Origin of the sequence: Aeromicrobium sp. JJY06, from assembly GCF_044069275.1 — a bacterium.
Classification (GTDB): Bacteria; Actinomycetota; Actinomycetes; order Propionibacteriales; family Nocardioidaceae; genus Aeromicrobium; species Aeromicrobium tamlense.
Window position 1 is genome coordinate 140,718 of sequence record NZ_JBIMRD010000001.1, and the last position, 20,161, is coordinate 160,878.

Here is a 20,161-nt window from a genome sequence, read left to right on the forward strand (position 1 = left end):
CGAATGTACCGGCCGGGCTCAGGCCTCGGCCGTGACGTCCAGCGGCTCGACGCGCGAGACGACGACCCGGCCGATGCGGTTGCGGCGGCCCTGGGGCGCCTGGGCCTCGAGGCGCAGGCCGTCGACCTCGACGACCGAGCCCGGGATCGGGACGGTGCCGAGGTGCTTGGCCATGAGGCCGCCCACGGAGTCGACGTCCTCGTCCTCGACGGGGATGCCGAAGAGCTCCTCGAGGTCGTCGACGTCGAAGCGGGCGCTGACGCGCCAGGCGCCGTCGGACAGCTGCTCGCGCTCATCGGGCTCGTCGTCGTACTCGTCGGTGATCTCGCCGACGATCTCCTCGAGGATGTCCTCGATCGTCACCATGCCGGCGGTGCCGCCGAACTCGTCGATCACGATCGCCACGTGGGTGCGCTGCGCCTGCATCTCGCGCAGCAGGTCGTCGGCGTGCTTGGTGTCGGGCACGTAGACGCACGGGCGGCAGATCGAGTCGACCTTCTCGGTGGTCTCGGCCGCGTGATTGTCGAAGACGCGCTTCGTGACGTCCTTGAGGTACGCCATGCCGATGACGTCGTCGAGGTTCTCGCCGATCACGGGGATGCGCGAGTAGCCGCTGCGCAGGCCAAGCGACATCGCCTGGCGCAGCGTCTTGTGCTTCTCGATGTAGACCAGGTCGGGGCGCGGCACCATGACCTCGCGGACGATCGTGTCGCCCAGCTCGAACACGGACTGGATCATCTTGGACTCGTCGGACTCGATCACCGAGCTGGCGGCGGCGAGGTCGACGAGCTCGCGGACCTCGACCTCCGACGCGAACGGGCCCTCGGCGAAGCCGCGGCCCGGGGTGAGCGCGTTGCCCAGCAGGATCAGCAGCCGCGGGACGGGACCCAGCAGCACGGTCAGCCAGATCACCGGCGCGGCGGAGGCCACGGCGATGCTCTCGGAGTGCTGCCGGCCCAGCGTGCGCGGCGCGACGCCGATGACGACGAACGACACCACCGACATGAGACCGGCGGCGATGAGGACGTTCTGCCAGTAGCCCTCGACCTCGTCGGCGACGATCGCCGCGACGAGCACGATGCCCGTGGTCTCGGCCAGCATGCGCAGGAGCAGCACGGAGTTCAGGTAGGGCGCCGGGTCCTCGAGGATCCGCGCGAGGCGCTTGGCGCCGCCGACGCCCGCCTCGGTGAGCTCGTCGGCGCGGGCGCGCGAGAACGTGGAGAGGGCCGCCTCCACCGCCACCAGCACGCCGGCCAGCACCACGAGGAAGACGGCCAGGGCTATGGCTGGACCACTCATCTCAGCTCTCCCGGAGGGCCGGGTCGGCCCACTCGAGCAGCAGGCGGCCCTGAATGCCGAACATCTCGGCGTGCTCCTCGGGCTCGGCGTGGTCGTAGCCCAGCAGGTGCAGGATGCCGTGGACGGTGAGCAGCGCCATCTCGTCGTCGCGGTCGTGACCGGCGGCCGGGGCCTGCTGCTCGGCGACCTGAGGACACAGCGCGATGTCGCCGAGGTAGCCCGCGTCGCGCTCCTCGTCGTCGCGGCCCGGCGTCAGCTCGTCCATGGGGAACGAGAGCACGTCGGTGGGGCCCTTCTTGCCCATCCACTGCTCGTTGAGCACGGCGATCGTGTCGACGTCGACGAGGCGCAGCGTCATCTCGGTCTGCGGGTGCAGGCGCATGCGGCGCATGACGAACCGGCACAGCGAGGTGAGGGCCGCGACGTCGACGTCGTCGACCCCGGACTCATTGAGGACGTCGACGGTCATGCGCTCCCCCGGCGGCGTCGGCGCGTCCGCGACCGTTCGCCTCGTACTGGTCGTAGGCGGCGACGATGCGGCCGACCAGCTTGTGGCGGACGACGTCGTGGCTGGTGAGCCGGCTGAAGTGCACGTCGCGCACGTCGTCGAGGATCTGCTGCACCACGCGCAGGCCGCTGGTGGCGCCACCGGGCAGGTCGACCTGCGTGACGTCGCCCGTGACGACCATCTTCGAGCCGAAGCCCAGGCGGGTGAGGAACATCTTCATCTGCTCGGCGGTGGTGTTCTGCGCCTCGTCGAGGATGATGAACGCGTCGTTGAGCGTGCGGCCGCGCATGTAGGCCAGCGGCGCGACCTCGATGACGCCCGACGTCAGCAGCTTGGGGATCGATTCGGGATCGAGCATGTCGTGCAGCGCGTCGTACAGCGGACGCAGGTACGGGTCGATCTTCTCGCTGAGGGTGCCCGGCAGGTAGCCCAGCCGCTCGCCGGCCTCGACCGCGGGCCGGGTCAGGATGATCCGGGTGACCTCCTTGGCCTGCAGCGCCTGCACGGCCTTGGCCATCGCGAGGTAGGTCTTGCCGGTGCCGGCGGGACCGATGCCGAAGACGATCGTGTGCTCGTCGATCGCGTCGACGTACTTCTTCTGGTTGAGCGTCTTGGGGCGGATCGTGCGGCCGCGGTTCGACAGGATGTTGAGGCTCAGCACGTCGGCCGGGCGCTCCTGCGTCTCGGTGCGCAGCATGCCGATGCTGCGCTCGACCGTCTCGGACGTGAGCGCCTGCCCGGTGCGCAGGATCGTGACGAGCTCGTCGAGGAGTCGCTCCACGAGGGCGGCCTCGGCGGGCTCGCCCGTGATCGTGACCTCGTTGCCGCGGGCATGGATCCGGGCGTCGAACGCCGCCTCCATGAGACGCAGGAACTCGTCGGCGGGCCCGAACAGGGAGACCAGGGGCACGGATGCGGGAATCGTCACCGTGTGCCGCGGCGGTGCAGTGTCGTCAGTCATACCCCTCCAGCGTAGCGTCAGGCCAGGAACAGCTTCGAGACGTCGACGCCTGCGAGCAGGTGCACGTGCGCGTGGAAGACGGTCTGTCCCGCGTTCGCCCCGGTGTTGAACACCAGGTTGTAGTCCTCGTACCCCTCCTGCGTGGCCACCACACGCGTCTGCGCGAGGAGCTCGGCCGCGACGACCGGCTCGGCCGAGGCGAGCGAGGCCGCGTCGGGCTCGTGGACCTTCGGCACCACGAGCACGTGGACGGGCGCCTTCGGGTTGATGTCGCGGAACGCGATCGTGTGCTCGGACTCGGCGACGATCTCGGCCGGGATCTCCCCGGCGACGATCTTGCAGAAGATGCAGTCAGCAGCCATGGGGCGACTCTAGCGACCCGCCGCGGCCTACTTGAAGGCGTCGCGGATGCGGCCGAAGACGCCGGAGCGGGAGTGGTGACCCACGACCGGGTCGACGTGCTCCTCGCCGCGGGACGCGGCCAGCTTCTCCAGCAGCTCGCGCTGCTCGGCGTCGAGGTCGCGCGGCGTCTCCACCACGACCTGCACCGTGAGGTCGCCGCGTCCCGAGCCACGCAGGCGCGGGACGCCGTGGCCGCGCGCCACGACGGTCTCGCCCGACTGCGTGCCGGCGGGCACCTCGATCGCGACGGTCCGCTGGTCGGCCTCGACGTCCTCGCGGTCGGCGTCGATCGTGGGCAGGTCGATGCGGGTGCCGAGCGCGGCGGCCGTCATCGGCACCGTGATCTGGCAGGCCAGCGCGTCGCCCTGACGCGTGAAGACGGGGTGACGCGCCACCTTGATCTCGATGTAGAGGTCACCGGCGGGGCCTCCCCCGGCGCCGACCTCGCCCTCGCCCGCGAGCTGGATCCGGTTGCCGTCGTCGACACCGGCCGGCACGTTGACCTGCAGGCTGCGGCGCGAGCGGACCCGGCCCTCGCCGTTGCACTCGCGGCAGGGGTCGGGGATGACGGTGCCGTAGCCGTGGCAGGTGGGGCAGGGGCGCGAGGTGCGGATGTCGCCGAGCAGCGAGCGCTGGACGTGGTGGACGCTGCCGTGACCGTGGCAGGTGCCGCACGTGACCGGCTCGGAGCCGGCGTTCGCGCCGGAGCCGTCGCAGACCTCGCACGTGACCGCGGTGTCGACCTTGATCTCGCGCTGGACGCCGAACGCCGCCTCGGCGAGGCTGACCGAGAGGCGCAGCAGCGCGTCCTGGCCACGCTGGGTGCGCGGGCGCGGGCCGCGCGACGACGTCTGGCCGAAGAACGCGTCCATGATGTCGTCGAAGCTGAAGCCCTGGCCGAAGCCGCCGCCCATGCCGCCGCCGGCCGACAGCGGGTCGCCGCCGCGGTCGTAGATCGACCGCTTCTGGGGGTCGGACAGCACCTCGTAGGCGGTCGTGACCTCCTTGAAGCGCTCGGCGGCGTCGGGGGCGTCGCTCACGTCGGGGTGCCACTTGCGGGCCGCCTTGCGGTAGGCCTTCTTCAGCTCCTCCGGGGTCGCCTCGCGCGACACGCCCAGCAGTTCGTAGTAGTCCAAGATCTCTTCTCTTTCGCAGTCCGAGGTGGAGCGCTCAGCCGTCGGCGAGGATTCGCCCGACGTAGCGGGCGACGGCGCCGACGGCGGCCATCGTGGCGGGGTAGTCCATGCGGGTCGGCCCCATCGTGCCCAGCTGGGCGAAGGACTCCCCGTCGGGTCCGTAGGTGCTGGAGACGACGGCCGTGCCCGACAGGTCGTCGCGTCCGGTCTCGCGGCCGATCCGCACGTGTGGGCCGACCGTGGCCTCCCCCAACAGGTGCAGCAGCACGACCTGCTCCTCCATCGCCTCCAGCACGGGCCGGATGGCGGTGTCGAAGTCGGCGCCGAAGCGGGCCAGGTTGGCGGTGCCACCGACCGCGACGCGCTCGTCGGACCGCTCGTTGGAGAACGTGTTGGCCAGCGTGGTGACGATCGCGGAGACGACGGGGCGGTCGTCGACCTCGAACGTGTCGATCAGCTCGGCCAGGCGCAGCGAGGCCTCGGGCAGGCGCTCGCCGAGGGTGGCCCGCACGAGGCGCGACTTGAGGTCGCCCAACAGGCCCTCGCCGGGGGTCTGGGCGAGCTCGACGATGCGCTGCTCGACGCGGCCGCTGCTGGTGATGACCACGATCAGCACGCGCGAGCCCTCGAGCGCGACGAGCTCGACGTGGCGCACCGTCGACCGGGTCAGCGACGGGTACTGCACGATCGCGACCTGGTTGGTCAGCTGGGCGAGGATCTTCACGCTGCGCATGACGATGTCGTCGACGTCGATCGCGCCGGACAGGAAGGTCTCGATCGCGCGGCGCTCGGCGCCCGACAGCGCCTTGACCTCGGCGAGCCGGTCGACGAACATCCGGTAGCCCTTGTCGGTGGGGATCCGGCCGGCGCTGGTGTGCGGCGCGGTGAGGTACCCCTCGTCCTCCAGGGCGGCCATGTCGTTGCGGATCGTGGCGGGCGAGACGCCGAGGCGGTGGCGCTCGACCAGCGCCTTCGAGCCGACGGGCTCCTGCGTGGCGACGTAGTCCTCGACGATGGCTCGCAGGACGTTGAGCCGGCGGTCCTCGATCACGCTGTCACCTCCCACGCTGCTGGCACTCGACCCTGACCAGTGCCAGTCTAGCGAGGCCGTCGAGGGCGGTGTGCCTGCACGAACGGCGTCCGCGGACATGGCAACCTGTCGGGGTGAGTGAGGTCTCCGTGCGCCCCGACGGCGCGATCGAGGTCGTCGACGGGGACCAGGTCCTCGTCTACACCCCCTACGCCGTGACCGCCCCCGACGGCACCACCGTCGCCCACGAGTCGCGCGGCGGCTCGATGGCGTCGGTCTGGGCCGGCGCCGTCGGCGAGGCGTTCGTCGAGGTCTCGCACCTGGGCCATGGGCCCGAGGGCGGCGAGCTCGTCATGGTGGTCACCCGCCCCGGTCACGCGCCCGAGGTCGCGCTCGGCGCTCTCGTCACCGACGAGATACCGGCCGAGGTCCCCGAGACCTGGCCCGCCGCGGTCGACCTCGCGATCGGCCTCATCGCCGGCGACACGCTCGACAGCGGCACGAAGGACGACGTCGAGGACTTCCACCAGCGACTCCTGGGCGTGTGGTTCGGCCATGGCTGACCGCTACGGGTCCGACGTGCTCTCCGGCGACTGGCGCCGGCCCGCCCGAGGCCGCTCCACCGAGCTGGCCGCCGATCCCGGCCTGGTCGTCGAGGAGGCCTCCTCCGGCTTCGTCGGCGAGATCATGCGTGTCGAGCGCGACCTCGGCACCGTGGAGCTGGAGGACCGCCGGATGCGACGCAAGGTCTTCCCGCTCGGCCCCGGCTTCCTCATGGAGGGCAAGCCCGTCGTGCTCGTCGCGCCCACGCCGAAGGTCGCCGCCGCGCCCACCCGCACCGCCTCGGGCTCGCGCGTCGCGGCCGACACCCGCGCGAAGGTCGCGCTGCCCAGCCGCATCTTCGTCGAGGGTCGCCACGACGCCGAGCTCGTCGAGAAGGTCTGGGGCGACGACCTGCGCGCCGAGGGCGTGGCCGTGGAGCACCTCGGCGGCATCGACGACCTCGCGGGCATCGTGCGCGACTTCTCCCCCGGCCCGAAGCGCCGCCTCGGCGTCCTCGTCGACCACCTCGTGCCCGGCTCGAAGGAGCAGCGCCTCGCCGACGCCGTCGCCCACGTGCCGCACCTGCTGGTGGTGGGTCACCCCTACGTCGACGTGTGGCAGGCCGTGAAGCCGCAGCGCCTCGGCATGGACGCGTGGCCCACGATCCCCCGCACCATCGAGTGGAAGAAGGGCATCTGCGCCCACCTCGGCTGGCCGCACGCCGAGCAGGCCGACATCGCGCGGGCGTGGAAGGCGATCCTCGGCCGGGTCGACTCCTGGACCGACCTCGAGCCGGCCTTCCTGGGGCGGGTCGAGGAGCTCATCGACTTCGTCACGCAGCCGGCGTAGTCGGGCGCCGCAGCAGCTCCCACTTCCACAGCGCCACCGACAGCAGGCCCAGCAGGATCGGGCCGCCGATCGTCACGATGCGCCACACGAAGAATCCTGCGATCACGCCCTCCTCGTACACGTCGGTGCCGACGCTGAGGAGGGTCGCGATGACCACCGCGTCGAGGATGCCGATGCCCGAGAACGGGAACAGCGTGAGCGGGTAGGCGACGAGGAACGCCACGACGACCTCGATCGCGGGCACCTGCTGGGCGTCCACACCGACGAACCGGAGCGACGCGACGAGCAGCGTCGCGTCCACCAGCACCATGGCCGTCAGCGCGAGCAGCGAGCGCGGCAGCGCCCGCGGCACCCGCCCGATGACCTGGCGACGGAAGCCGGCCGCCGACTCCGCCCAGGCCTCCCCCGAGACCTTCGGCCGCACCCGCGCCACGAGGTCGCCCGCCCGGCGCGCGAGCGCGGCCGTGAACGCCTCGCCACGGAACGCCAGCCACAGCGCCCCGAGGATCGCGACGCTCACGAGCATGCTCGGCAGGGCGCCGAGCAGCTCACCGAGGTGGAACGTGCCGAGGAGGATCATCAGCAGGCTGCCCAGCACCGGCGCCCCGAACCGCACGACGTAGAACGAGAGCGTGTTCATGACCGAGCCGGCCACCGCGGCGGGCAGCGCGATCCCCCAGGACGTGAAGATGGCGAACCGCATCACGTAGTCCGCCGGGGGCGGCGCGACCGTGGTCATGAGGATCGCGGCCTGGTCGTTCTGCATCGCCCGCCACGACGAGAGGCCCTCGATGAACAGGGCCAGCGGCAGCGCGTTGAGCCACTGCCGCAGCAGCAGGCCCAGGCACAGCACCGCGAGCTGCCACGCCTCGAGGCGGGCGAGCGAGGACCGGACGCCCTCCCAGTCGATCTCGTCCGCGAGGCTGATCCCGACGACCAGGACCAGCAGCGTCAACCCGACGGTGACCGCGAAGCGCAGCCAGCGGCGGCGCGGCTCAGCCGTCGAGGGGCTCACGGATGATCGGGCACGTCATGCAGTGCCCGCCCCCGCGGCCGCGCCCGAGCTCGGCTCCGACGATCTCGATGACCTCGATGCCGGCCCTGCGCAGCAGCGAGTTCGTGTGGGTGTTGCGGTCGTAGGCCACCACGACGCCCGGCTCGAGGGCGACGAGGTTGTTGCCGCTGTCCCACTGCTGGCGCTCGGTGTCGTACTCGCTGCCGCCCGTCTCGACGACCTGGAACTTCTCGATGCCCAGCGCGTCGGCGACCACGTCGAGGAACGGGGTGTCCTCGTGGTCGATGACCTCGATGCCCGGGAGACCCTCGCCCGGCAGCACGGTGAACGCGTGGATCGTGTTCACGATGTCGGGGTAGATCGTCACGACGTCGCGGTCGGCGAACGTGAACACCGTGTCGAGGTGCATCGCGGCGCGCAGCTTCGGCATGCCGGCGACGATCACCTTCTCGGCGGCGCCCTGGTCGAACAGCGACTTGGCCAGCTGGGTGATGCCCTGGCGCGACGACCGCTCGCTCATGCCGATCAGCACGACCCCGTTGCCGGGGACGAGGACGTCGCCGCCCTCGACCGTGGCGGTCCCCCAGTTGACCTCGGGGTCGCCCCACCAGACCTTCGAGCCGGCGAAGTCGGGATGGAACTCGTAGACCGCCTTCATCAGCAGCGTCTCGTCCTTGCGCGCCGCCCAGTACAGCGGGTTCAGCGTGACGCCGCCGTACACCCAGCACGTGGTGTCGCGCGTGTAGAGCGTGTTCGGCAGCGGCGGCATGAGGTACTCGTGGCCGCCGTGCGCCTCCCGCACCAGCGCGCGGTATCCCGGCGCAAGCTCGCGCGGCAGGTCGCGGGTGGAGAGGCCTCCGATGAGGAAGCGGGTCAGCTCGTCGGCGGGCAGGTCGTCGAGGTAGCCGCGGGTCTCCTCCACGAGCCCGACGCCGACCTCGTTCGCGACGATCTTGCGGTCGAGCAGCCAGGCCCGGGCCGCGCGGTCGGCCATCGTGTCGGCGAGCACGTCGTGCAGCTCGACGACCTCGACGTCCCGCTCGCGCATCTTCCCCACGAAGTCCTCGTGGTCGCGCTGCGCGTTCTGCACCCACAGCACGTCGTCGAAGAGCAGGTCGTCGCAGTTCGACGGCGTGAGTCGCTCGTGCGCGAGACCCGGCGCGCAGACCAGGACCTTCCGCAGTCGACCGACCTCGGAGTGGACGCCGTAGGCGTCGGACGGGTTCGTCATGGGGCTCCTTCGGGACGTGGCATCACAGCGTGATCCAGCCGGTGACGAGTGCGAACAGGGCGACGACGGCGCCCATGAAGATGATCGCGCACAACGCCCCCTCCGACACGGTGAAGATCCGCAGACGGCGTTCGAAGCGCGCGATGACGTAGAGCAGCACCGCGGGCGCGTAGAGCAGGCACGACAACAGCAGGAACTCCAGACCTGCGGCGACGAAGAGGAAGATCGCGTACGCGGTGGCGACGCCCGCGAAGACTCCGTGCTTCACCCGCTCGGAGGAGTCCTCCTCGTAGGTCTCACCCGACAGGGTCAGCTTCAGCGCGTAGGCCGCCGCCAGCAGGTACGGCACGAGCGCGAGGCTCGTGGTGAGGTCCAGCATGAAGTTGAGCGAGTCGTCGACGAACAGCGTCAGCGCCAGCAGGGCCTGCACGCCGATCGTGGTCGCGATGAGCGCGGCGATCGGGGTTCCCGAGGCGTTCTCGCGGCCGAGGAACCGCGGCATGTCGTTGCTGCGGGCGGGGACGAACGCGACCTCGGCGGCCATCAGGGTCCACGCGAGGTAGGCGCCGAGCACCGACACGATGACACCCGCGCTGATGAACCACTCGCCCCACGGGCCGACGGTCTCCTCGAAGAGACCCACCATCGACGGCTGCCGGGTGTTCGCGATCTGCGACTGCGGGAACGCGCCGTACGACACGAGGGTGACGAGCGAGAAGATCGCCAGCACGCTCAGGAAGCCCACCACCGTGGCCTGGCCGACGTGCTCGCGCCGCTGGGCGTAGCGGGAGTAGACGCTCGCGCCCTCGATGCCGATGAAGACGAAGGTCGTGACGAGCATCGTGTTCTTGACCTGCTCGGTCATCGAGCCGAGGTCGCCGTAGGCGAAGAAGTTCTCGCTGAACGTGCCCGCGTCGAAGCTCAGGCCCAGCACCACGATGAACACGAGGATCGGGATGATCTTGAAGATCGTGACGAGGCGGTTGATGACGGCCGCGTCGCGGACGCCGCGCGCGATGAGGACGTGGAACACCCACACGCCCGCCGAGGAGATCGCGACCGCCAGGAGCGTGTCGCCGTCGCCGAACTCGGGGAAGAACGCGCCGATCGTCGCGGAGATGAAGACCCAGTAGAAGGCGTTGCCGGCCATCGTGCTGGCCCAGAAGCCGACCGCGGAGTTGAAGCCGACGTAGTCGCCGAACCCGGCCTTGGCGTAGATGAACACGCCGGAGTCCAGCTCGGGCTTGCGCACCGCGAGGGCCTGGAAGCAGAAGGCCAGCATGAGCATGCCGGTGCCGGCGATCGTCCACGCGATGAGGGCGCCCGCGACGCCCGTGGCCGTGCCGAAGCGCGCCGGCAGCGAGAAGACCCCGGCTCCGACCATGGAGCCGATGACCATCGCGGTCAGGACCGGGCGGCTGACCTTCGAGGTGGTGACCTCCACGTCCCCCATGGGGCGAACGTAGCGCAGCCGACAGGGTGCCGAACAGACCTCAGAGGTCGCCGACAGCCTCAAGGACCACACGGTCGGCCATGAGGCGGCCCGTGCGGGTCAGCACCACGCGGTCGCCGCGCGGCTCGAGCCAGCCCGCGTCGACGAACCGGCTCACGTCGCCGAGCAGGCTCGGCTCGATCCCCTCGGCCAGCCGGATGCGCAGCATGACGTCCTCGAGGTGACGCGCGTCGGCGTCGGGACGCTCGCCGTCGGCACGGGGCGACTCCCCCGCCGTGAGCCGCTGCGCGTAGGCGGCGGGGTGCTTGACGTTCCACCAGCGCTCACCGTCGACGAACGAGTGCGCGCCGGGTCCGACGCCCCACCACTCGCCGCCGTTCCAGTAGCCGACGTTGTGACGGCACTGTGCCGCCTCGTCGCGAGCCCAGTTCGACAGCTCGTACCAGCGCAGCCCCGCGGCCTCGAGCAGGTCGTCGGCCAGCAGGTACTTGTCCGCGGTCTCGTCGTCGTCGGGCATGACGACCTCACCGCGACGGACCTTGCGGGCGAAGGCGGTGCCGTCCTCGACGATCAGCGCATAGGCGCTGATGTGGTCGGGCTCCATCTCCAGCGCCGCCTCCACGGTGTGACGCCAGTCGTCCATCGTCTCGGTGGGCGAGCCGTAGATGAGGTCGAGGCTGACCTGCTCGAAGCCGGCCTCGCGCGCCCAGGCCACGGCCTGCGGAACACGCTCGGGATCGTGCGTGCGGTCGAGCACCGACAGGACGTGCCGCACGGCGGACTGCATGCCGAACGAGATCCGGGTGAAGCCGCCTTCGCGCAGCTCGGCGAGCGAGGCCGGCGAGACGCTGTCGGGGTTGGCCTCGGTGGTGACCTCGGCACCGGGGGCCAGCGCGCCGCGCGCGTCGACCGCCTTCAGGAACCGCACGAGGTCACCCGCAGGCACCTGCGACGGCGTGCCGCCGCCGACGAACACGGTGTCGACCGTGCGCTCGGGCACGAGGTCGAGCTCGCGCAGCGCCGCCTGGATGTAGGTGGTGCGCGACGCACCGACCACGTCGGGTCCGCCGAGCTCGTCGGCGGTGTACGTGTTGAAGTCGCAGTAGCCGCACCGCACCGAGCAGAACGGCACGTGCAGGTAGATGCCGAACGCCACGCACCAAGGGTACGTGGCGGCCCGTCAGGCCCCGGCGTAGAAGCCGTCGAGCACGTCGGCGTAGCGCTCCTCGACGACCCGGCGCTTGACCTTCATGCTCGGCGTGATCTCCCCGGACTCGATCGACAGGTCGTGGTCGAGGACGGCCCACTTCTTGATCGTCTCCCACGGGTTGAGCTTCGCGTTGAGCTCCTCCACGTCCTGCGCGATCTGCTGCTGGATGCCGGGCGAGGACACGATCTCCTGGTAGGACTTGCCGGACATGCCGTGGTGCTCGGCCCAGCCGTCGACGGCGTCGGGGTCGAGCGTGATGAGCGCCGAGCAGAACTTGCGGTCGTTGCCGTGCACCACCATCTGGCTGGCCAACGGGCACACCGCCTTGAAGATGCCCTCGATGTGCGACGGCGCGACGTACTTGCCGCCCGAGGTCTTGAAGAGGTCCTTCTTGCGATCGGTGATCCGCAGGAAGCCGTCGGCGTCGAACTCGCCGATGTCGCCGGTGGCGAGCCAGCCGTCGTCGGTCAGCGCGGACGCCGACTCGGTCTCGAGGTTGTGGTAGCCGCGCATGACGTTCGGGCCCTTGATGAGGACCTCGCCGTCCTCGGCGATCTTGACCTCGGAGCCGGGGAACGGTCGGCCGACGGTGCCGATCTTGAAGTCGTCGGGGTGGGCCACGACGGCGCCGGCCGACGTCTCGGTCAGGCCGTAGCCCTCCAGCACGAGGATGCCGGCGGCGTGGAACCACTCGGCGATGTCGGTGGAGAGCGAGGCGGCGCCGGAGATGAAGAACCGGACGCGCCCGCCGAAGCGGTCGCGGACCTTGGAGAACACGAGCCTGTCGGCGATCGCGTGCTGCACCTTCAGCGGCAGGGGTACGGGCTTGCCGGCCCGGGTGAGGCGCGAGACCTGCAGGCCGACGCGCTCGGCCCAGTGGAAGAGCTTGAGCTTGGGGCCGCCCTCCTCCTCCATCATGCCGACGATGCGTCCGTAGGCCTTCTCGAAGATGCGCGGCGCGGCGCCCATGAACGTGGGCTTCACGACCGCGAGGTTCTCGACGATCTTCGGCACGCGGCCGTCGACCGCGCACGGGAAGCCGACGGCGAGCTGCGTCGTCAGCAGCACCTTGCCGAACGAGTGCGCCATCGGCAGCCAGCGGTACTCGAGGTCGTCGATGGAGAGGAAGCCGGGCGCGGCCACGGCGGCGCCCTCGTAGGTCCAGCAGTCGTGCACGAGGCGAACGCCCTTGGGACGGCCGGTGGTGCCCGACGTGTAGATCAGCGTGGCCAGGGACTCGGGGCCCGTGGCCGCGATGCGCTCCTGCACGACGCCCGGGTGGTCGGCGAGGTGCTTCTCGCCGAGGTCCAGCAGGTCCTGGAACGAGATGACCCAGTCGCCGTCGGTCTCGCCCTCGTAGACGACGACCTTGGCCACCTGCGGCAGCTCGGCGCGGCCCTCGCGCAGCTTCGCGACCTGGCTGTCGTCCTCGGCGAAGACGACGCGGCTCTCGGAGTCGGCCAGGATGTAGACGACGTCGTTCGTCACCGTGCTGGGGTAGACGGTGGTCGTGGCCGCGCCCGCGGAGTTGATGGCGAGGTCGGACAGGATCCACTCGATGCGCGTGCCCGACGCGATCGCGACGCGCTCCTCGGGCTCGACGCCCAGGGCGACGAGGCCTGCAGCCAGCTTCGTGACCTTCTCGCCGGACTGGGTCCAGGTCAGCGAGTGCCAGTTCTCGTCGGCATCGGGGTAGCGGAACGCCTCGCGGGGACCCGACGCGTCGACGCGGCTGAAGAACAGCTCACCGACGCTGCGGGCGCGGTTCTGGACGATCGTGAGTTGGTCGGCGGCGGAGACGGACATTGGAGAGCTCCCGGGGGACGGTCGACACTGTGATGCCCGTCACCCTACCCGCGCGTACGGGCCACGCGGGTGTTTCTCGTCACAGTTGGCCCCGAGGGCTCAGGACTGCTTGGCGTCCCCGGTGGAGAGGGCGGCGATGAACGCCTCCTGGGGGACCTCGACGCGACCGACCATCTTCATGCGCTTCTTGCCTTCCTTCTGCTTCTCCAGCAGCTTGCGCTTGCGGCTGATGTCGCCGCCGTAGCACTTGGCGAGGACGTCCTTGCGGATCGCGCGGATGTTCTCGCGGGCGATGACGCGCGCGCCGATGGCGGCCTGGATCGGCACCTCGAACTGCTGGCGCGGGATGAGCTCCTTGAGCTTGCCCGCGAGCGCGACGCCGTACGTGTAGGCGCTGTCGCGGTGGACGATCGCGCTGAACGCGTCGACCACCTCGCCCTGCAGCAGGATGTCGACCTTCACCAGGTCGGCGGCCTGCTCGCCGGCGAGCTCGTAGTTCAGCGAGGCGTAGCCCTTCGTGCGCGACTTCAGCGCGTCGAAGAAGTCGAACATGATCTCGCCCATCGGCAGCGTGTAGCGGATCTCGACGCGGTCCTCGGACAGGTAGTCCATGCCGCCGAGCTGGCCGCGTCGCGCCTGGCAGAGCTCCATGATCGTGCCGATGTAGTCCGAGGGCGCCAGGATCGTGGCCGAGACGACGGGCTCGTAGACCTTCGCGATCTTGCCCGAGTTCGGGTACTCGCTCGGGTTGGTGACGACGTGCTCGCTGCCGTCCTCGAGCTCGATGCGGTAGACCACGTTGGGCGCCGTGGAGATGAGGTCGAGGTTGAACTCGCGCTCGAGCCGCTCGCGGACGATCTCCAGGTGCAGCAGGCCCAGGAAGCCGATGCGGAAGCCGAAGCCCAGTGCGCCGGACGACTCGGGCTCGTAGACCAGCGCCGCGTCGTTGAGCTGCAGCTTCTCCAGCGCGTCGCGCAGGGTGGAGAAGTCGTCGCCGTCGATCGGGTACAGGCCGGAGAACACCATCGGGTTCGGGTGCTGGTAGCCGCCGAGCGGCTCGGAGGCCGGCTTCGTGGCCGACGTTACGGTGTCGCCGACGCGGCTCTGGCGGACCTCCTTCACGCCGGTGATGAGGTAGCCGACCTCGCCCACGCCGAGGTGGTCCTCCTTGACGGGCTCGGGGCTGATCACGCCGACCTCGAGCATCTCGTGGACCGCGCCGGTGGACATCATCTTGATCTTGTCGCGGTGGCTGAGCTTGCCGTCGACCACGCGGACGTAGGTCACGACGCCGCGGTACGTGTCGTAGACGGAGTCGAAGATCAGCGCACGCGGCGGGCCGTCGGGATCGCCCTCGGGCGGCGGGACCTCGTCGACGATGAGGTTCAGCAGCGCCTCGACGCCCTGGCCGGTCTTCGCCGAGACCCGCAGCACGTCGTCGGGGTCGCCGCCGATGATCCCGGCGATCTCCTCGGCGTACTTCTCCGGCTGCGCGCCCGGCAGGTCGATCTTGTTGAGCACCGGGATGATGTGCAGGTCGGCGTCCATCGCCAGGTAGAGGTTCGCCAGCGTCTGCGCCTCGATGCCCTGGGCCGCGTCGACCAGCAGGATCGCGCCCTCGCACGCCTCGAGCGAGCGGCTCACCTCGTAGGTGAAGTCCACGTGCCCGGGCGTGTCGATCATGTTGAGCACGTAGGTCGTGCCCGCGTCGTCGCCGTCGGACTTCGTGAACGGCATCCGCACGGCCTGGCTCTTGATCGTGATGCCGCGCTCGCGCTCGATGTCCATCCGGTCGAGGTACTGGGCGCGGGCGGCGCGCTCGTCCACGACGCCGGTCAGCTGCAGCATGCGGTCGGCGAGGGTCGACTTGCCGTGGTCGATGTGCGCGATGATGCAGAAGTTCCGCAGCAGGTCGGGCGGCGTCGACCCCGGGGCCGGGGCGGTGGTGGGGCGCGTCATGGTGAGATCCATTGTCCACGACCCGCACAGGGGTCGTGACAGCCGATCAGCGCCAGGCGTACGCGATCACGACGTTGACGAGCACGAGGGCCGCCACGACGTGTCCCCACGGGTTCGGCGCGGGGAGCTTCTGCTTCATGAACGCCAGCGCGGTGGCGACCGCGGCGATGACGAGCTTGACGCCCACCTTCGCGTTGTTCGGGTCGTGGACGGCCTCGCTGGCCGAGCCGATGCCGGTCAGCACGATGCCGATGACCAGGGCCGTGGCGACGGCGTGCGCCATGCCCTTCGGGACGCGCGGAGCCTTGAGGGACATGGCCCACAGGACGAGGGCCGCGACCCAGCACGCGATGTGGACCCAGACCAGGATGTCGTAGAGGAGCTGCACGCCCGTAGCCTACGAGACGCACCGGATTTGAGGACCGACCGTCACCGCTGGTAGCATTGACGATTGCGTGTCCAGCCCACCGTACGACGGGCTCGGACGCGACCAGACTTCTCATCACCCAGAACGACGAAAGAACAGGTTTGCCGTGGCGAACATCAAGTCGCAGATCAAGCGCAACCGGCAGAACGAGGCCGCGCGCGAGCGCAACAAGTCCGTGCGCTCGGCACTGAAGACCTCGGTTCGCCGCTTCCAGGAGGCCGTCGAGGCCGGCAACGCCGACGAGGCGAAGGTCCTCGCCGCCGACACCGCGAAGAAGCTCGACAAGGCTGCTTCGAAGGGTGTCATCCACAAGAACCAGGCTGCGAACCGCAAGTCGGCGATCGCCAAGAAGGCCGCCGCTCTCTGAGCTCCGCCTCGAACGCCCCGCACCCGATGGGTGGCGGGGCGTTCGTGCGTTCGGGAGTCAGCCGCGCGAGCGCGCGACCGCGATGTCGATGATCATCCGCTCGACCGCGTGACCCGGCTCGGCCGAGCCGCCCTTGACCGCGAGGTCGGCGCGGGCGACGGCGTCGAGCGCCTGGCGCAGGGACGCCTCGGTCCAGCCGCGAGCGCTCTGGCGCAGCGTGCGGATCTTGAACGGCGGCGCGCCCACCTCACGGGCCAGGTCGGCGTCGCGCAGGCCGGGGTCGGCCGTGGCGACGCGCGCCAGCTGGCGAAGGCCGGACGCGAGCGCCGCGGTGATGAGCAGCGGCGCGACCTTCGCGGCCTCGGCCCACCGGGCCCGCTCGAGCGCGAGGTCGAGGCGCCCGTCGAGGGCCGCGTCGGCGATCTCGTAGCCGCGCACCTCGGCGCGCCCGCCGAAGTACCGTCCGACGACCGCGGCGTCGAGCCGCTCCCCCTCGGCGAGGGTGGTGACCAGCTGGTCGACGGCCGCGGCCAGGGACCGCAGGTCCGAGCCGACCGCCGCCACGAGCAGCGCCGCGCCCTCGTCGTCGATCGCTCGGCCGCGCGAGCGCGCCTCCTGGCGCACCCACGCGATGAGGTCGCGCTCGTACTTCGGCGCCTGTTGGGCGACCTCGCTGACGGCCGCGGTCTTGCGCAGCTTGTCGAGCAGGCCCTTGCCCTTCGCTCCCCCGCCGTGCACCAGCACGACGGCCGTGTCGTCGGACGGCGACGCGGCGTACTGGAGCAGCTCGGCGGCGACCTGCTCGCCGAGGTCCTGCAGGTCGGTGAGCACGACGGCCGTGGCCTGGCTGAACAGCGACGCGCTGGTGAGCGCGGTGAACTCGCCCGGGGCGAGCGAGGAGGCGGACGACTCGGCGATCTCGGCCTCGGGCGCCGCCTCGCGGACCTGCGCGACGGCCTGGCGCCGGGCACGGTCGGAGAGGAACTCGGAGTTGCCGGTGACCAGCAGGATCTTGCCGAACGGGTTCGCCACGTCCCGAGAATAGGTCACCGCGCCGACACGACGAGTCTCCCGTTGCGGTCGACCACCGCGACCGTGCCCGAGGTGTCCGTGCGCCACACCGAGACCCCGTGCGAGGCCAGCTCGTCCAAGGCCGCCCCGGTGGGATGACCGTGCGGGTTGTCGGCGCCCACGCCGATCAGCGCGACCGTCGGCGCGACCCTCTCGACGAGCCCCGGCCACTGGTCGGCGCTGCCGTGGTGCGCCACCTTCAGCACGTCGGCGGCCAGGTCGGGGTGGAGGCGGCCGAGCCCCCGCTGGGCCTCCTCCCCCAGGTCGCCGGTGAACAGGACGCGGTGCCCGCGAACGGTGGCCCGCAGCACCACGCTCACGTCGTTGCGCGCCTCGGGTGGGACGCGCTCGGCGTCGGTGCGCGGCCAGAGGACCTCGAGGCGCACGTCGCCGACCTGAAGCGTGCTGCCCGACAGGAGGCGGACTCGGCGCGCGGCCGGCACGCCCGGGCCGCCGGACGGACCGTCGCCGAGCACCTCGACCTCGCGCCCGCGGACCGCGCCGCGCCAGCCCTCGACGTGGTCGGCGTCGCCGTGGGTGAGCACGAGCAGCGGGATGCGCTCGACACCCAGCTCGGTGAGGCAGCGGTCGATCGGTCCGGGCTCCTGCCCGACGTCGACGACGATCGCCTCGCCCGGCCCCGTCGGCACGACGAACCCGTCCCCCTGGCCCACGTCGCACGCCACCACCACGACGTCCCGTGGCGGCCATCCGGGCGTCGGCGTCCGCACGATCGCGACGAGCAGGCCGAGGGTGACGCCGACGGTCAGGGCCGGTCGACGGACGAGCCACCAGAGGGCGACGCCGAGCGCCGGCACCAGTGGCAGCAGCGTCCACCACGGCCACGGCCGCGCGACCGAGGCGCCCGGGACGGACGCGCCGACGCGGGCGACCGCGACGATCACCGAGGCCGCACCCCACGCGACGGTGCCAGGGACCGACGCGACGGGCGCCCAGACGAGGTCGAGGAGTCCCGCGACGAGCCCCGCCACCGTGGCGGGCGCGACGGCGGGGGCCACGACGACGTTCGCGAAGACCGCGACCAGGGAGACCTCGCCGCTCAACGACGTGACGACCGGCAGGCAGGCGAGGTGAGCCGCGATCGGCACGGCCACCGCCGTGGCGAGTGGCCCGGGCAGCCAGCGGAGGCGACGGGCCAGGGGTGGCGCGAGGGCGATGATGCCGGCCGTGGCGCAGACCGACAGGACGAACCCCGCGCTCGTCGCGAGCCACGGGTCCAGCACGACCAGCGCGATCACGGACCACGCGAGCGCCCGCAGACCCGCGCCCGTGCGACCGACGAGGAGACCGGCGAGCGCGACCGATCCCATCACCGCCGCCCGCAGCACGCTGGGCTCCGGTCGTGCGACGAGCACGAACGCGACCACCGTGAGGGCGCCCGCCGCGAGCACCACGCGGCGGGACGCGCCGACGGCCTTGAGCCCCAGCAGCACGATGCCCAGCACGATCGTGAGGTTCGCGCCGGAGACGGCGAGCAGGTGGGTGAGCCCGGTCGTCGCGAACTCCTCGCGGGTCCGGTCCGACAGTCCGGTCTCGTCGCCGGCGACCAGGGCGGGGACGAGCGCCGCGGCCTGGTCGTCGCGGTGGTCGACACCGTCGCGGACGCCGGCGCGCACGACCTCGCTCCAGCGCCACCACCACGGCCCCGAGCCGACGCTGCGCCACTCGCGCACCCGCAGGACCGCCGCCTCGTCCCGGCCGTCGGCGGGCGCGAGCTCGGCGCGCACCGCCAGCCGCGTGCCGGTGACGAGCGACTGCGACCCCTCGACGAACGCCGTGGCGCGCACGCGCACCTCCCACGTGCGACCGCGGGCCTCGACGACGCGCACCATCACCGGGACGACCGTGCCGGGACCCGAGGGCGCGCGGTAGACGCGACCGTCCTGGCGCACCTGGACCTCGGCGCGGACGGTGGTCCCCCGCTCGGCGAGTGCGGTGACCGGCGACGCCTCCACCGCCGTCACCCGCCAGCCGCACGTGACGGCGACCACCACGAGGGCGGCGGCGGGGAACGCGAGCACCGGGCGTCGCCAGCCGAGGGCGAGGACCACCGCGCCGGAGACAGCGGCGCCGAACGCCCACGGGGGCGCCGCGTGCGAGAGCGCCGCGGCGGCCGCCCAGACCGCGAGCGCGGCCGGGACGACCCTCAGGTCAGAGCGCGACCCGGTCACGCAGGTCGGCCAGGGTCGCCTCGCCGATCCCCTTCACGTCGAGCAGGTCCTCGACCGACCGGAACGGACCGTTCTCGTCGCGCCACGACACGATCGCCTCGGCGGTCACGGGGCCGACGCCGGGCAGGGCGTCGAGGGCGACGACGTCGGCGGAGTTGAGATTGACGGTCGCGGGGGCGTCGTCACCTGCGGGTGCCGCACCCGCGGAAGGTCCGCCCACCACGACCTGCTCGCCGTCGCTGAGGACGCGCGCGAGGTTCAGCGAGGCGGTGTCGACCTTGCCCTTCGTGCCGCCGGCGGCCTCGATCGCCTCGTGCACGCGCGAGCCCGGCGGCAGCGTGACGATGCCGGGACGTCGCACCCGCCCCGCCACGTCGATGACGAGGGTCGCGGGTGCGGAGGCCGCAGGAGCGCCCTCGCTCACGGCCACCGGCGTCGGGTCGGGCACGGCGACCTCCTGCGGTCGGCCGGCCAGCAGCCACCACACGACGAGGACGGCCGCCGCGCCTCCCACGACCCCGGCGAACCGGACGTGGACGGGTCGCAGCACGCGGCGCGGCTTGCGGCGCCGGCCCGGTGGCGGGCGGTCGGGATCGGGGAGCGTCGCGTCGAACGTCGCGGCCAGCTCGGCCAGGCGCTGCCGTGCGACCTGGGCGCGGGTCTCGGGCGGGACGGGAACCATGCCGCGACCCTAGGAATCCC

19 protein-coding genes are annotated in these 20,161 nt (G+C 71.5%); 3 read left to right on the forward strand and 16 right to left on the reverse strand.

Annotation, left to right across the window (positions count from 1 at the left end; translation table 11 throughout):
* Positions 1 to 18 precede the first annotated feature (18 nt).
* Genes ACGWYL_RS00695 through hrcA form a run of 6 tightly spaced genes read right to left on the reverse strand, consistent with a single transcriptional unit; the run spans position 19 to position 5,357 of the window.
* Positions 19 to 1,299 carry a hemolysin family protein gene (locus ACGWYL_RS00695; RefSeq protein ID WP_179423768.1) on the reverse strand — a complete coding sequence of 427 codons (1,281 nt, stop codon included), beginning with the start codon at positions 1,297 to 1,299 and terminating at the stop codon, positions 19 to 21.
* Position 1,300: 1 nt separating this feature from the next.
* Positions 1,301 to 1,768 (reverse strand): rRNA maturation RNase YbeY, encoded by a 468-nt coding sequence (gene ybeY / locus ACGWYL_RS00700; RefSeq protein WP_269302947.1) that lies wholly within the window; start codon positions 1,766 to 1,768, stop codon positions 1,301 to 1,303.
* On the reverse strand, positions 1,746 to 2,768 hold the full coding sequence (locus ACGWYL_RS00705; RefSeq protein WP_179423764.1) for a PhoH family protein: 1,023 nt from the start codon (positions 2,766 to 2,768) through the stop codon (positions 1,746 to 1,748). Before ACGWYL_RS00705 ends, ybeY begins: the two co-directional genes overlap by 23 nt.
* Before the next feature lie 17 nt (positions 2,769 to 2,785).
* Complete coding sequence (locus tag ACGWYL_RS00710) at positions 2,786 to 3,130, reverse strand: histidine triad nucleotide-binding protein (RefSeq protein ID WP_269302949.1); 345 nt, start codon at positions 3,128 to 3,130, stop codon at positions 2,786 to 2,788.
* A gap of 27 nt (positions 3,131 to 3,157) precedes the next feature.
* Complete coding sequence (gene dnaJ, locus ACGWYL_RS00715; RefSeq protein WP_218845727.1) at positions 3,158 to 4,306, reverse strand: molecular chaperone DnaJ; 1,149 nt, start codon at positions 4,304 to 4,306, stop codon at positions 3,158 to 3,160.
* A 34-nt stretch (positions 4,307 to 4,340) separates the two neighbouring features.
* Entirely contained in the window at positions 4,341 to 5,357 is a 1,017-nt protein-coding gene (hrcA, locus tag ACGWYL_RS00720; RefSeq protein ID WP_179423760.1) for a heat-inducible transcriptional repressor HrcA, read from the reverse strand.
* Positions 5,358 to 5,470: 113 nt separating this feature from the next.
* Between hrcA and ACGWYL_RS00725 the strand changes: the two genes are divergently transcribed.
* Together ACGWYL_RS00725 and ACGWYL_RS00730 are read left to right on the forward strand one after the other, a co-directional pair.
* Positions 5,471 to 5,899: a hypothetical protein gene (locus tag ACGWYL_RS00725; protein WP_269302951.1), complete on the forward strand. Its 429-nt coding sequence runs from the start codon at positions 5,471 to 5,473 to the stop codon at positions 5,897 to 5,899.
* Positions 5,892 to 6,728, forward strand: coding sequence for a DUF3097 domain-containing protein (locus ACGWYL_RS00730; protein ID WP_179423756.1), 837 nt, complete (start codon positions 5,892 to 5,894; stop codon positions 6,726 to 6,728). The genes ACGWYL_RS00725 and ACGWYL_RS00730 overlap by 8 nt, the downstream gene beginning before the upstream one ends.
* Here ACGWYL_RS00730 and ACGWYL_RS00735 read toward each other — a convergent pair.
* The 7 genes from ACGWYL_RS00735 to ACGWYL_RS00765 all read right to left on the reverse strand — a co-directional run bounded on the left by ACGWYL_RS00735 (position 6,712) and on the right by ACGWYL_RS00765 (position 15,790).
* Complete coding sequence (locus tag ACGWYL_RS00735; RefSeq protein ID WP_395486154.1) at positions 6,712 to 7,743, reverse strand: lysylphosphatidylglycerol synthase domain-containing protein; 1,032 nt, start codon at positions 7,741 to 7,743, stop codon at positions 6,712 to 6,714. The two genes, ACGWYL_RS00730 and ACGWYL_RS00735, sit on opposite strands and share 17 nt — an antisense overlap.
* Positions 7,724 to 8,974 (reverse strand): arginine deiminase, encoded by a 1,251-nt coding sequence (locus ACGWYL_RS00740; protein ID WP_395486155.1) that lies wholly within the window; start codon positions 8,972 to 8,974, stop codon positions 7,724 to 7,726. The genes ACGWYL_RS00735 and ACGWYL_RS00740 overlap by 20 nt, the downstream gene beginning before the upstream one ends.
* Before the next feature lie 22 nt (positions 8,975 to 8,996).
* On the reverse strand, positions 8,997 to 10,427 hold the full coding sequence (locus ACGWYL_RS00745) for a basic amino acid/polyamine antiporter (protein WP_395486156.1): 1,431 nt from the start codon (positions 10,425 to 10,427) through the stop codon (positions 8,997 to 8,999).
* Between the two features lie 40 nt (positions 10,428 to 10,467).
* Entirely contained in the window at positions 10,468 to 11,583 is a 1,116-nt protein-coding gene (gene hemW, locus ACGWYL_RS00750; RefSeq protein ID WP_179423748.1) for a radical SAM family heme chaperone HemW, read from the reverse strand.
* Positions 11,584 to 11,607: 24 nt separating this feature from the next.
* Complete coding sequence (locus tag ACGWYL_RS00755; protein WP_395486157.1) at positions 11,608 to 13,443, reverse strand: AMP-dependent synthetase/ligase; 1,836 nt, start codon at positions 13,441 to 13,443, stop codon at positions 11,608 to 11,610.
* Between the two features lie 99 nt (positions 13,444 to 13,542).
* Entirely contained in the window at positions 13,543 to 15,402 is a 1,860-nt protein-coding gene (lepA, locus tag ACGWYL_RS00760; protein ID WP_179423744.1) for a translation elongation factor 4, read from the reverse strand.
* Positions 15,403 to 15,448: 46 nt separating this feature from the next.
* Positions 15,449 to 15,790: a hypothetical protein gene (locus tag ACGWYL_RS00765; protein WP_179423742.1), complete on the reverse strand. Its 342-nt coding sequence runs from the start codon at positions 15,788 to 15,790 to the stop codon at positions 15,449 to 15,451.
* Between the two features lie 145 nt (positions 15,791 to 15,935).
* Here ACGWYL_RS00765 and rpsT point away from each other — a divergent pair, with 145 nt between their 5' ends.
* A complete protein-coding gene (rpsT, locus tag ACGWYL_RS00770; RefSeq protein ID WP_179423740.1) occupies positions 15,936 to 16,196 on the forward strand; it encodes a 30S ribosomal protein S20 in 261 nt (86 codons plus the stop codon).
* A 57-nt stretch (positions 16,197 to 16,253) separates the two neighbouring features.
* Here the strand turns inward: rpsT and holA are convergent, their stop codons facing one another.
* The 3 genes from holA to ACGWYL_RS00785 are packed head-to-tail and all read right to left on the reverse strand — an operon-like array spanning position 16,254 to position 20,141.
* Positions 16,254 to 17,228: a DNA polymerase III subunit delta gene (holA, locus tag ACGWYL_RS00775; RefSeq protein ID WP_395486158.1), complete on the reverse strand. Its 975-nt coding sequence runs from the start codon at positions 17,226 to 17,228 to the stop codon at positions 16,254 to 16,256.
* Between the two features lie 14 nt (positions 17,229 to 17,242).
* Positions 17,243 to 19,459 (reverse strand): ComEC/Rec2 family competence protein, encoded by a 2,217-nt coding sequence (locus ACGWYL_RS00780; RefSeq protein WP_395486159.1) that lies wholly within the window; start codon positions 19,457 to 19,459, stop codon positions 17,243 to 17,245.
* Positions 19,440 to 20,141: a helix-hairpin-helix domain-containing protein gene (locus tag ACGWYL_RS00785; protein WP_395486160.1), complete on the reverse strand. Its 702-nt coding sequence runs from the start codon at positions 20,139 to 20,141 to the stop codon at positions 19,440 to 19,442. Before ACGWYL_RS00785 ends, ACGWYL_RS00780 begins: the two co-directional genes overlap by 20 nt.
* Positions 20,142 to 20,161 lie beyond the last annotated feature (20 nt).

Coding starts and splice junctions, on each gene's coding strand:
- ACGWYL_RS00705 (WP_179423764.1), bottom strand. CDS start 2,768: ATGACTGACGACACTGCACCGCCGCGGCACACGGTGACGATTCCCGCA.
- ACGWYL_RS00740 (WP_395486155.1), bottom strand. CDS start 8,974: ATGACGAACCCGTCCGACGCCTACGGCGTCCACTCCGAGGTCGGTCGA.
- ACGWYL_RS00695 (WP_179423768.1), bottom strand. CDS start 1,299: ATGAGTGGTCCAGCCATAGCCCTGGCCGTCTTCCTCGTGGTGCTGGCC.
- ACGWYL_RS00785 (WP_395486160.1), bottom strand. CDS start 20,141: ATGGTTCCCGTCCCGCCCGAGACCCGCGCCCAGGTCGCACGGCAGCGC.
- lepA (WP_179423744.1), bottom strand. CDS start 15,402: ATGACGCGCCCCACCACCGCCCCGGCCCCGGGGTCGACGCCGCCCGAC.
- ACGWYL_RS00710 (WP_269302949.1), bottom strand. CDS start 3,130: ATGGCTGCTGACTGCATCTTCTGCAAGATCGTCGCCGGGGAGATCCCG.
- ACGWYL_RS00755 (WP_395486157.1), bottom strand. CDS start 13,443: ATGTCCGTCTCCGCCGCCGACCAACTCACGATCGTCCAGAACCGCGCC.
- ybeY (WP_269302947.1), bottom strand. CDS start 1,768: ATGACCGTCGACGTCCTCAATGAGTCCGGGGTCGACGACGTCGACGTC.
- ACGWYL_RS00745 (WP_395486156.1), bottom strand. CDS start 10,427: ATGGGGGACGTGGAGGTCACCACCTCGAAGGTCAGCCGCCCGGTCCTG.
- ACGWYL_RS00730 (WP_179423756.1), top strand. CDS start 5,892: ATGGCTGACCGCTACGGGTCCGACGTGCTCTCCGGCGACTGGCGCCGG.